General features: G+C 35.9%; 10 protein-coding genes. 7 read left to right on the top strand and 3 right to left on the bottom strand.

All coding sequences use genetic code 11. From position 1 onward, the window contains the following. The first annotated feature begins 70 nt into the window (after window positions 1-70). The 7 genes from ruvB (at window position 71) to DIT68_RS16360 (ending at window position 7,897) form a co-directional block, all read left to right on the top strand. Entirely contained in the window at window positions 71-1,066 is a 996-nt protein-coding gene (ruvB, locus tag DIT68_RS13360) for a Holliday junction branch migration DNA helicase RuvB (protein ID WP_109360342.1), read from the top strand. Window positions 1,067-1,882: 816 nt separating this feature from the next. Continuing rightward, a complete protein-coding gene (locus DIT68_RS13370) occupies window positions 1,883-4,291 on the top strand; it encodes a TonB-dependent receptor plug domain-containing protein (RefSeq protein WP_158276192.1) in 2,409 nt (802 codons plus the stop codon). A 171-nt stretch (window positions 4,292-4,462) separates the two neighbouring features. After that, window positions 4,463-5,176, top strand: a complete 714-nt coding sequence (locus DIT68_RS13375; RefSeq protein ID WP_109360320.1) for a YebC/PmpR family DNA-binding transcriptional regulator — start codon at window positions 4,463-4,465, stop codon at window positions 5,174-5,176. A gap of 253 nt (window positions 5,177-5,429) precedes the next feature. Further along, window positions 5,430-6,080, top strand: coding sequence for a CvpA family protein (locus DIT68_RS13380; RefSeq protein WP_109360321.1), 651 nt, complete (start codon window positions 5,430-5,432; stop codon window positions 6,078-6,080). A gap of 29 nt (window positions 6,081-6,109) precedes the next feature. Beyond that, window positions 6,110-6,610, top strand: coding sequence for a hypothetical protein (locus tag DIT68_RS13385; protein ID WP_109360322.1), 501 nt, complete (start codon window positions 6,110-6,112; stop codon window positions 6,608-6,610). A gap of 538 nt (window positions 6,611-7,148) precedes the next feature. Next, window positions 7,149-7,658, top strand: coding sequence for a hypothetical protein (locus DIT68_RS13390; RefSeq protein ID WP_109360323.1), 510 nt, complete (start codon window positions 7,149-7,151; stop codon window positions 7,656-7,658). A 62-nt stretch (window positions 7,659-7,720) separates the two neighbouring features. Then, window positions 7,721-7,897 (top strand): hypothetical protein, encoded by a 177-nt coding sequence (locus DIT68_RS16360; protein WP_158276193.1) that lies wholly within the window; start codon window positions 7,721-7,723, stop codon window positions 7,895-7,897. A gap of 95 nt (window positions 7,898-7,992) precedes the next feature. On the opposite strand, the gene DIT68_RS13395 is transcribed toward DIT68_RS16360, so the two are convergent. The 3 genes from DIT68_RS13395 to DIT68_RS16450 all read right to left on the bottom strand — a co-directional run. Next, the gene (locus DIT68_RS13395) at window positions 7,993-10,737 is read right to left on the bottom strand and encodes a T9SS type B sorting domain-containing protein (protein ID WP_109360324.1); all 2,745 of its coding nucleotides are present in this window, start codon (window positions 10,735-10,737) and stop codon (window positions 7,993-7,995) included. 2 nt (window positions 10,738-10,739) lie between these two features. After that, on the bottom strand, window positions 10,740-11,111 hold the full coding sequence (locus DIT68_RS13400; RefSeq protein ID WP_146194221.1) for a hypothetical protein: 372 nt from the start codon (window positions 11,109-11,111) through the stop codon (window positions 10,740-10,742). Window positions 11,112-11,306: 195 nt separating this feature from the next. Next, the coding region (locus tag DIT68_RS16450; protein ID WP_199223424.1) for a hypothetical protein at window positions 11,307-12,897 on the bottom strand (1,591 nt) is incomplete at its 5' end.

Consider the following 12,897-nt stretch of genomic DNA (forward strand, 5'->3'; position numbering starts at 1 on the left):
GCTGGGCTTTTCTTATATTTGATAACCAATTATAAAGAAAGTGGAAGAAGAGGAGGATTTTGATTACAAAATGGAGAATAACAACCCAGACTCTGATTTCGATCGTGTTTTACGTCCGAAGTCGTTAGAGGATTTTACTGGCCAAAAAAAGATTGTTGAGAATCTTCAAATCTTTGTACAAGCAACGAAACAGAGAAATGAACCTTTAGATCATGTTTTACTACATGGCCCACCAGGTTTGGGTAAAACGACTTTGGCCAATATCATTGCTAATGAGTTGGAAGTTGGTTTTAAGGTAACTTCTGGACCCGTCTTGGATAAACCAGGAGATCTTGCTGGCTTACTTACGAACTTGGGTGAAGGAGATGTTCTGTTTATTGATGAAATTCATCGGCTGTCTCCTGTTATAGAGGAGTACCTTTATTCGGCTATGGAGGATTTTGTGATAGACATTATGATTGATTCAGGGCCTAACGCAAGAACTGTGCAAATCGCATTAAATCCATTTACCTTAATAGGCGCAACTACTCGTTCAGGGCTATTAACGGCACCTTTAAGAGCTAGATTTGGTATCAATGCTCGTTTGCAGTATTATAATGCTAAAACTCTAACCTCCATTATTAATCGTTCTTCAGATTTACTAGATATTCCTATTCAGCATGATGCAGCGTATGAGATTGCGAGTAGAAGTAGGGGGACACCTAGAATAGCTAACGCATTGCTTAGAAGAGTGAGAGATTTTGCTCAAATAAAAGGGAATGGTACAATCAATATTGAAATTACCAATATTGCCTTAACTGCACTCAATGTAGATCAAAATGGTTTGGACGAAATGGATAACCGACTTCTTACCGCTTTGATTGAAAAGTTTAGTGGTGGTCCTGTTGGAATAACTACTTTGGCTACTGCTGTGGGTGAAAATGCAGGAACTATTGAGGAGGTTTACGAACCTTTTTTAATTCAAGAAGGTTTTTTAGTAAGAACGCAGCGTGGTAGGAAAGTGACAACTAAGGCTTATGAGCATTTAGGAAAGAAACCTGCTAGTTCTCAAGGAGATTTATTCTAAAAAAGAATCATAAAAAATTGGAGTAATTGATATATATTGCTGATACAAATCAATCTAAACTTGGGTAATCTTAACTGGCTCAGTTCTTATTTTAGGCTGTTATTATTGCGGTAACGCATTTTCGGTCTAACTCGAGATATGAGTTGACCTAAACTATGTTCTATGGACTTAATATTCTAATTAAAAAAGGAGCATTAATGCTCCTTTTTTTTATTTCTTATAAAAAACCTTTTTTAGAATTGAAGGGTAGAGTTGGCCAAACTCAATCATACACCATTCTTTTAAAGAATGCAGATCTTCGGATTTATTGATCCATTTAACAGATTTTTCTAACTCCTTTTGAAAGAGTTGTCTGTCAAAGCTAACTTTCGTTAGAATATTCTTACTTAACTCAAGCATTGTTGTATTCTTTTACATTTCTTCTAATATACTGCAAAGGTTGAGTAAAAAGCAACTTTTATCTGTTAAATAATTTTCTTCTAAATTGTTGGTAATTTTCTTTGTTACGATGCAATAAATTACCTTGTGTTGGTAGTCAGGCGCTAGGTACATTTTTAACTGCTTTGGCGTCAGCGGTTAAGTTATCTGTATTAACGAGATTGATTTCATGAATTGTTTTCAATAAACATTAGCTTTTGGGCACTATTATTCAATAAATACCATAAAAAGGGGATGTTAATTTGTGTTTAAATCCTCTACTTTTGTCTCCGAAAATAACGATTATTTATAATTAGTCTAAATAACAATAACATGAAAAATTTAAATATTATATCAAAGAGCATTTTAGTTTCGTTCCTAATTTTTTGTTTTAATAATATGACTTGGGGTCAAACAGGTGTTGTTTATGGAAAAGTTACTTCAAGTAAACCACTGCCTATAGCTGGGGTTAATATTCTTATAAGTGAATTGGCTGTTAATACTTATTCTGATGAAAATGGGAATTACATATTAACTGGAATTCCATACGGTTCATATTCTGTTCAATTTAATAGCGAGAAATTCATCCCTGAAGAAAATGATTTAATCGTAAATTCTGAAACTACTGTATTCAATAAAACGCTTTCATTTCCAGTAAAAGTACTTGATCAAATGGAGGTCTTTGGAATAAAAGAAAAGCAACCCGATAAACTGGATGCTATTACCCGCTTGCCATTATTGCCAACAGAGCAAATTCAGAGTATTTCTATTATATCTGAAAAGCTAATTGAACAACAAGGGAATTTAAGTATTTCCGAGGCTACAAGAAACGTTGCCGGTATTTATACTTATGCAACATATGGTGGTGTTAGAGAAAGTATGTCTTCCCGTGGTTTTCGTGGAATTCCGGTCTTGAAAAATGGAGTTAGAATTCATACTGATTTTAGAGGGTCAGGTTTTTCAACGGATTTTTCTGGTGTTGAATCAATTCAAGTTTTGAAAGGAGCAAATTCTATTACAATGGGTGCGGCTACAGATTTAGGGAGTCCAGGTGGTATTATAAACATTGTGACTAAATCTCCTAAATTCCAGAACAGAGGAAATGTATCGATGAGAGTGGGCTCTTTTAATCAATTTAGACCTACATTCGATGTCGAAAATGTTATAGGAAAGGAGGGTAGAGTTTCATTCAGAATAAATGGAGCCTATGAAAACATCCGAACATTCCAGAACATTGAAGGAATTGGACAAGAAAAGTTCTATATTAATCCTTCTTTGGCTTTTAGACCTGACAATAAAACAGAAATCATCTTAGAATTGGATTACCTGGACGATGTAAGGGCTTTTGATCCCGGAACTGTAAACATGGATCAGGACAATTTAACCAATGCTATATATGAATTGCCAATGGATCGCTTTTTAGGGTTTAGAGGGAACAATGCAATTCAGAAAACTACAACTTATACTGCACGTTTCAGAAGAGACCTTTCTCCAAAATTATACTTGAGGGGTGCAGCTTACTTCGCAGATTATAATTCAGATGCCGTTGTTTCTTCTCTTAATGCTTTGGATAGAAATGATAGTTTAGACATCAATGTTTTTGAAAATTCGATGTACAAAAGATCAATTGGGAAAAATAATGCTAGACATGACAAAAGTATGGTTATCCAAATGGATTTAATAGGACATAAAATTAAAACAGGCATTTTTAAGCACACTTTTCAGGCAGGTATTGACTACAGATCGACGGATTTAACAACAAGTAGTTTTAATTCATTAGTCGTTGATACAATAAATGTTACCAATGAAGTGAACAATGATTTAGGAGCGGATATAGAAGATTTTACATTAACTGACACCCAAGAATCAACCACAAGTGGTATTGGTGTTTCAGCGCAAGAAGTTTTGCAAATTGGAGAACGGGTTAGACTCTTTGGTGGTGTACGTTTTGGAACTTCAAATAGCTATAGTCCTTTAGCGAATGCAAACACTACAGAAACTTTTATTAATCCTGTGACCGGTGCGATGATCAAGGTTTGGAAGGAATTGAGTTTGTTTGGTTCTTATACCAACAGCACAAATCCACGAACAGCGGCCTATCTTGATATAGATGGCAATCCTTTAGGAAATGAAACTATTTCTCAATTTGAAGCGGGAATAAAATCATCATGGTTTAAAGACCGTTTGAGGTTTAACGCAACTTATTACTTCATTACTAATAAAGGTATGAATATTCAAGCGGCCAAAGAAAACCCTGTAACAGGACTAATTGAGCTTCAAAATTATTATTTTCAAGGAGGAAATGATGAAAGAAAAGGTGTAGAAATAGAGCTTGTTGGTCGATTATTGGAGAACTTAGAATTAATAATTGGATACTCTTATATTGATGCGCAATACAAAGAGCACACGACCTTTGTGCCAGGCTCTTCGCCAAATGGAACACCAGATCACACGCTAAATGTATACTTAAATTATTCTTTCGAAAACCAGGCTTTAAAGGGACTGTCTTTAGGTGCTGGATTCTATTATTTAGGCGAAAGACCTTACAATGATTGGACACAGAGTAATGTAGACTTCCACGGAATTTCTCCAAATGTAGAGCCATGGAATAATAAAGCATACTCATTATTGAATGCTCAAGTAAATTATGACTTTAAAAATGTAAAAGATAAGACTTTGCAAAATTTCAATGTGAGGATTTTGGCTAATAATATTATGAATACTGTTGGATATGATGCTTATCGAACAAGGTTTATCAATCGTGTTACTCCAAGAAACTTCGCAATAGTTATTGGATATAAATTTTAAGCTATTCTGTCAATTTTTGAGGTAGTTTGTTTTTGAATTCATTATAATAAGAAATAGGGTGGACGCAGGTCTGCCCTTATTTTTGTAATGGGATAAAAAAATCAAAACACAAGTCAATTTTTTATCGTTTAAAAATAGTACATTTGGTTTGTAAAAAAACGAATAAGCATTATGGGTAGAGCATTTGAGGTAAGAAGAGCTTCTAAGGAAAAGAGAAGTGGTGCAATGTCTAAGTTGTTTCCAAAATTATTAAAGGTAATAACGATGGCGGCAAAGGAAGGCGGAGAAGATCCAGCTATGAACTCTACGCTGCGCTCGGCAATTCAAAATGCGAAAGCAAAAAATGTTCCTAAAGACAACATCGAGAAAGCTATTAAAAGAGCAACTTCAAAAGATGTCGAAAATTATGAATTAGTAAACTATGAGGGGAAAGCTCCTCATGGAGTTTTAATTTATGTTGAATGCGCTACGGATAATACCACCAGAACTGTTGCGAATGTGAAGTCTTATTTCAACAAAGCAGGCGGACAAGTGGTTCCTAATGGTTCTATCGAATTTATGTTTAATCGTAAAGCAGTTTTCGAAATCAAAGAATCTGAAGGTCTGGATATTGAAGAATTGGAATTTGAATTTATTGATGCTGGATTGGAAGAAATTGAACAAGATGAAGACAGTGTAATTACTATTTATGGAGATTATACCAGTTTTGGAACACTTCAAGCGGCCTTGGAAGAAAAGAATATTGAAGTAACAACTTCTGGATTGAGAAGGTTTGCAACAGCACCTATTCATTTGAATGAAGAGCAAACTTTGGAAATAGAAAAACTCCTTGACAAAATTGAAGACGACGACGATATTCAACAGGTTTTCACCAATATTGATTAATCGCTTTAAAAAGACAAAGCACTGTCTTACTTTCAATGCCTTCAACGCCTTCACTGCTTTCGGCAGCCTCAGTCAGTGAGATTATGCTCTGTGAATGGCTAATTGAATGATTCCGAAGAGATGACCGTTGATTGAACTTGTCGAAGTGAACGACTACAAAAAGCTATCGAAAACTGAACAAATCAAAGGTCTATTGTTAGCAACATTTTAAACGCAGGAGAACTGCTAAATAATAGTGTTGTAAATTAGCCTTATGAATTTTGTTGATATTGTCATTATTGTACCGCTAATGTACGCCGCTTGGGTGGGTTTTAGAAAGGGATTAATCGTGGAGGTTTTTACTTTACTGGCTTTATTGGTGGGAATATATGCTGGTATTCATTTTTCAGATTGGACATCAGACTTAATTAAAGACAAAATTAATATTGAAGGTAGATATCTTCCCGTTGTTGCGTTTACCCTCACGTTTTTAGCGGTTGGTGCCATGGTTTATTTCGCTGGAAAGATGATTGAACGCATGCTGAAAGTAGTGAACCTTAGTCCAGTTAATAAAATTTTAGGCTTATTCTTCGGAGTCATTAAAATGCTTTATACTTTGTCAATTTTAATTATTTTGATTGAAACCTACGATGAAAGAGGTAGTTTTATTCCGCTAGATGTAAAAGAGGAATCTTATTTGTATGACCCCGTAAAAATAACAGCATCTGCAACCATTCCTGCCATTGAAGAAAGTACAATTTGGTTAAAGAATAGCGTTAATGAAACCCTTTCAAAAGAATACGATTTTAACTTGGATGACATGGAATTGCTTAAAAGGAATGCAGATAGCCTAGGCTTAACAATGGACGATTTGAAGATGCTAAAAGAGCAATATCGAGATTCCTTAAACACCAATGAACAATAAAATTGAAGTACATTTTTCAACTTTTTTTAATGCTGGGCTTAGTACTAATAAGCCTGCCTATTTCTGCTCAAAAATCAAATAAAAAGCCTTTATTAGATCCGAGTGTTAGGAAGTTAGGTCCTTATTTTGGACTTCAACAAGGTAAATTCTTAGTGGGGGAAATTGGTATGGAAGCACAATTTAAAGAAATCAATTTTAAAAGACCAAAAACAAATGCTTTACATGCTGGACTGGAATACAATATACCAAACAATGCTTTAGGAGTAAATGCAGGTTATTGGCACAAAGCAAGTCGTTTCGATTTAACTTATGGTTTTGATGTTACATTACGTTCTAATTTCAAAACGGAACGCTACGGAATTGCTCCGGTTATTGGTTACAAGATTTTTGGTTTGCATGTAAGAGCAGGGTATATGTTTTTAACGCCTTCTAAACTCTTCACAGAAACCAATCAATTGTTCATCAACGCACGATTTATCCTGGTAAATAGAAGAGATTTTAAATGGAATAAACGGAAGAAGAGAAATTGAAAAATGAAATAATAAGGTACTCTATTTAACTAGGCCAGATCCTTCCCGGGTTAAAAATTAAGATTTCCAACCCTAGTCAGGATGACAGTTGTAGGCGTTGGGAGGCAATTGAGAGGGGAAAAGCAAAAGCGCTAAAGCGCTTTTGCTTTTCCCCTCTCAATTGAAATATGTCCCTAACTTAATGGCATTCTGAAGCGGATTTCTTTTTTCAACCATTTGAAAAAAGAAATTTGCGAAGGATCTTGTTAGTTTAACGCTGAATCACATTATGGTTGGGTTAGATATATTTACTGGTAAAGTATCGGATAGGCATTTATTTTTATGAGTCACATTTTTAGAAAAGAGTTGCACGGAATAGGACAGTTGATAACTCCATGAGTCTTTCCGAAGGAGTCAAATCTAAAAAGCGTTCCTCTTCCATTCTTTTTGATTCTTCTTTTGTGGAAAACGAAATAATCATAATTGTAAAATTGACGAAAATTGGTGAATATCTATACTTAAATTAGATGGGTTTAAGATTAAGAAATATTATAACATAGTGATAAAAGAATACGAATTATTAACTGCGGCTTATGATGGTGCAAGCATAGAACATCAAGAGTACAAAGCCAAACTCCTAGGAACTGGTGTGTCCGTTACAATGAGTAGACTTATGGTTTCTATTCCCTATAATAATCACAAAATAACGCTGATCAATGAGTATGGAGCAAGTAATACGGGGACTGTTGAAATGGAGGTATTAAATGGAATGCTTCCAGACTTTGAGATAAGCAGTAGAAATCACCTTAGGAATCTATTTTGCATGAGAAAAAGGTACTTTAGCGTAAAATCTAAGACTGTTCAAAATAAATTGTTTCTTGACGAAGCTTTGGGTTTTTCTGGTATGAAAGATATAGCGAAAGAAAACCTTTTTGAACCAACAATTAAAACAGAAATAATCGATAATTCATTATTCATCAAAACCGAATATCACTTGCATTTAAAAGATAAAATTGGAGCTGCAAAGGCGTTGATAGATTTTTATAAATCGATTATTGACAGGCTTTAAGCAACTTGTTAGGAAATAAATGGTTACAATTAGAATGAAGAAGATAAGAGCGCTTTTTAGCTTTGGCATTCTACCATTGGAAATACGCAATCAATAAAACACCAAGTAGAAATGATTGGGAGGAGTTTGTTTTCCACTCTCAAGAAGAATTCAAGCTTTTAAAAGAAGGAATTTTGAATGACATCAATGTTAGAATTCCAGTTAAAGCTTTTGGCTATAAAGTGGTTTTAAAAGATTAAATCTGATTGCTAATTTAAATGTAAGCTTATGATTTTCCATAAAAAAACGAGGAGCAAAACTGCCCCTCGTTAGTATCAAGTTTGACTATGAAATTTTAGTTATCTCTAACCAATTGAACAAATCCATGTTCTTTTCTCTCTTGTCCCGTTAAATCTACAATTGTAAAGGTATAGAAGTAAGTCCCGTCAGAACATTCGGTACCAGAGTTGTTTACCTCACCGTTCCACATTGCATTTATATCTGTGCTTTCGAAAACAAGATTACCCCAACGATTCACAATAACTAATTCTACGCTTTGTGCATTTTCTACGTTCATAGTGAAGAAGTCATTATCACCATCACCGTTTGGCGTAAATACATTCGGTAATTCATAAATCAGCGGAAGGGTAACAACAATATTACGCGTTGTATCATCTGTACATGCACCTTTTTCTGTAGTTAAGGTTACCGTATAAACTCCTTGTGTTAGATATGTGGTACTTTGGTCGTCTGTGTTGTTAACAATCGCTGATTCGCCATTTCCGAAGTCCCAGTAATAGGTTGTCGCAGGGTCTGAGTTATTTATAAAAGTAACATCAAGTGGTGCGTAACCAAACTCAGGATTAGCATCAAAACTTGCTGTTGGTGGTGGATCTTGTTCTAAGAACAGACTATCACTTACAATACAAACATCATCTTGAATAGTAAAGTAATACCATCCTGTTGGTTTGTTTGGCCAAACAGAAGCGGTTATGCTATCTAAAGTAGTCCCCGGGCCTTTCCATTTGTATTTAGGTGTTCCTGTAAATCCACTTCCTATACCAGAAACCGCTCCATTTTCTTCGCCGCAATCGGCCATATATTGAATCAATGTATCAATGGCTAAGGTTTGGTTCATGGTAATTGTGGCGGTGTCATTGACTATAAATCCACAACCATCAGTTACTGTAAATGGATATTCAAAAACACCATTCTCTAAAGCACTGAAGTATGCTGTATCTGCCATTACTCCTGTAGTTCCTTGACCACCTTCCCATGCAAAATCAAATGGTTCAACTGTTCCTGTAGCTTGAGATCTTAATAAAACACTATCTGTTTGACAAACTAAAGATTGGTCAAATGTAGTAACATCAATAAGCGTATCTAAAACATGCAATGTTAAAGTTGTATCGTAAGAACACCCGAAATCATCAGTTGCATTGAAAGTATAGAGGTAATCTCCTATTCCTGGAGGTGCAACAGAAACAACTGTATCGTTTGCTGGGTTAGAAACCATTGTAGGATCTGGAGTCCAGAACGCATCTACAATTGTGTTTTGGTAAGTTTCATTGTTTGGGTAAAGTGATGGTTCGAAGAAAATTCCCCATTCGAAAATGTAACCATCATCACCTCCCCAGCTGTCCTGAACGTTCAATGTCCAAGTACCGTTTAAAGGGCAACCCGCGAAGTCTGCAAATGTTGCCTCTGGGGCATAAATACCATTTGGGTCTACAGTATTTCCTGCTGTAGGAGCTCCTGGGCCTGTTGGAATAGTGTTAGCTTGATAATCTGTTGCGAATGTTCCCCAGTTGTTGTTTACTGAAGAAAAGCAATACTCATACCCGTTTCCTGGGCCAGGAGCACCAAATCCATCATTAGGCTCGCCAAGGAAAGTTCCACCTCCTCCAAAACCTCCAGGATAAGTTCCACCTGCGGCATAAGAATTAAAGATAAGCACATCTGTTCCATTAGGACAGGTCAGCCACATTTCTAAATCTCCCAAGAAACTGTGTTCCATATTTACACACATTTGCTGTACATCTGCAGCAGAGGTTACAACTGAACCCGCAGGAAATCCACTCATATTAATATCAGTTGTATAGATATTTCCACTTCCATCAGGTAAGAAGGTCAAGCCAGCATAATTACCACCTAATTGAAAACTATTTGGTGGAATGTTCACTCCAGATGTATCTGAATTTGTAACCCCACCAATTAAATCTGTTGTTAAACCAAAACATACAGAATCTTCAATTGGTCCGGAAGTATTAAACACTGGTGTAGTACTGATTCGAACTTTGGCGCTTATTGAGGTGTTATGAGGATACAAATCAGTCGCTGTTAATTGCACAAAAACTCCGTTTTGACCATTTGGAACATACCAAACACTGTCATTATTTGGTCCAACAGTACCATCACTAAACTCCCATAAAAAGTCAACGTTTGTAATGTTTTGTGAATATCCAGTTCCTGAATTTTCTAATGAATAAGGAAAAACAGGGTTGGTTACAAATAAAACTGAATCGCCTTGGCAGATATCAACATATCCTGTGTCTAGAGGAAATAAATCATTGGTAGTTGAATTGTTTACAAAAGCTTCAATATGTAGTTCCATATCTTGAGGTGGAGAAACACATGCAATATTTGCTTCCCATCCAGTTCCTTCGTTAGCACCATCTGTGACAAATTCGAAGGTTAAACATCCTGAAGCATTGGCCCATGAAGCAACAGCTACAAAACCTGCAGGTGAGTTAGCATTGTTGTAAGTTCCAATTAAATTAGCGCCAGTGGTAGGTCCATCGTAAACTCTCAGTTCATCACTGGAATGAACATCCCAAGAGAAACCTGTTCCTCCAAAAGAAGCTTGAATTTTTGGTGTTCCACCCGTCATGTCTGGACAAATAGTTACCACTTGCGTTTGGCCGGGAGCATAGTCACTTGCTGCACCACCATCATCAAAAAAGTTAACAGCTGTAATGTCTGAATTTGTAGCACACGTTATTGGATTTGAAGGCGGATAATTGGGCCCTGAAATATTAAATTGACCATAAGAAACTGCTACAGACAACAAAATAGTTAATACTGAATATAATATTTTCATAATTATTTAATTTTGGTGATGTAATTTTTTGGGCGAACAATTACCATTTTATTTGTTCCTTTAAATTTGTAGTATTGGTAGGCGTCATCTTTCAATTCTAGGCCTAAACTGATGTAAGTATGATCTAAACTTGGGTCTTTGTCAAGTTCTCCATTATATACAATCTCTTTTCCTTTACCATCCTGAATGTCGCCAATGGAAATCCCCACTTTTAAAGCGTGAACAATGATTTCATATTCTTCAGGATTGTTGTTTTGCATACTTGTTAATTCTTCGTTCGAATATCTTTCAAGTAATCTTTTGTCGTGGTTTTCCTGGGAATAACCATAGAAGGCTACCGAAAGCAGGAAAAATAGAATGGTTCTTTTTAGCATAATATACATTTTAAAATTAGACGATGCAGCCTAAAAAATAGTTGCACGGTGGCAAATATAACACTTCGAATTGCTCTTGTGCTAGAATAAGTGCATGAAATCATGAATCTTTTGATCTACCTTGCAGAATATTTAGGGATTAAGGGCTTGAAACAAAGAAAGAGACCTCTCTTGATCTCTTTCTTTGTTCTTAGTCTATATTTTTCTCCTTACGTTTCGAGGTTCTGGTTTTGGTTTTTTTTCTGTTTCCGGTTGGTCCTCCTTAGTACTTGATTTTGTTGTCGTTGGTTTTTTCCTAATTGGAGGTTTGCTTTCCGTGTTCACTTTTCCCGATTCTGGTTTTTCTCTAACATTTGGTCGAGATTCTGTATTTGGTTTTTTATTTGTTGCGTTTTCGCAAGGATTGGAAGGTTTTGAGCTCCCTGTTCCAAATATTGGTAGTCTGGGTGATTCAATGCAAACACTCCATTTTCCTGAATAGCCAGCTTTGTTTTTCCCAATATCAACAGTTAAGATACCCGCAAAGTGATAATAATTTCCACTCACCAAAGTGTAGTCTTTTCCGTTTACCTCCGCTTTTCCGTTTTCGGTTGCTTTAAAATAAAGTGAGGAAGCTTTTCCTTTATAGCTGAAATTAGGATTGGAGAGTAAAGTACCACTGATAAAAGTTCCAGATGGTGTAACTAAGCAGAATTCGGCATACTTATTCTTCATATCGAAGCTTACCCCACAAGTTTCAGCTGGGTCATAAATAAAGGTAAATTCCTTTTCTATGGTACCACAATCATTCGTGATTTTAATGAGGTATTTGGTCTGACGTGCAGTTAGTTTTATCTTATGAGAATAAACTTTGGTTTTTTCATTGTAAAGATAACCGTCAACAATTCTGCCGTTGATATATACTTCGATCTGATTGACATTATTGATGTTTTCAATGAAAGCACGCACACTAAAAGTTTCCACCTCAGAAGAGTAGTTTGTGCTTTGGGGAACAGAATTTCTTATTTCTGGTAAGTCGCAGGGTTTATTTTCGATCCCAACTTGCCCAGCGTCTTCTTCTAAATTATTTCTTTTGAGTTCTATTTTAGCACTTGCTTGGTGGGTTCCTGCTAAATTAGAGGCTTTTACCACAAATGTATTCATCCCGAATTTTAAATCTGTTTTGAAGTTGATGGTTTTGAACTGCAAGCTGTAAGTGTACTCACTTGGATTGATGACTTGCCCATTGAAATAGACCTGAACCTCTGATTTTGAGTTAATATTATCTACCCTTGCGCTCATTCTATACTTTGCTTGAGTTACTGCAGGCTGTCCGTTTAAAGGGGCAGCAAAAGTTACAAAAGGTGGCTTTAACTCTTCCTTCTTTCTGTAAACAATCTGAGTTTCATCGAAAGCATTTCCGTGAACATTGGTCACGCTAACTCTCACGGTATTTACTCCAGGATTTAATCCAGTCGTCAATTCAACCTTTCCTGTTCCACTGTTGAAAGTGAAATTATTTGTTGTTGTTCCATTCACGCGTACTTCCACTTGTTGTTTTAAAGCAATGAAACTTGTAGTTGCTACAATGTTTTGTGTTGCTTGCACGGTGTTGAACGGATTTGCATTTGGCGTAACAATTTGTACGGTTGGCGGAGTTGGTTTTTCCTTCTTTCTGTAAACAATCTGAGTTTCATCGAAAGCATTTCCGTGAACATTGGTCACGCTAATTCTCACGGTATTTACTCCAGGATTTAATCCAGTCGTCAATTCAACCTTTCCTGTTCCACTGTTGAAAGTGAAATTA

Source organism: Brumimicrobium oceani (assembly GCF_003143775.1).
In the GTDB taxonomy this organism is placed as follows: domain Bacteria; phylum Bacteroidota; class Bacteroidia; order Flavobacteriales_D; family Crocinitomicaceae; genus Brumimicrobium; species Brumimicrobium oceani.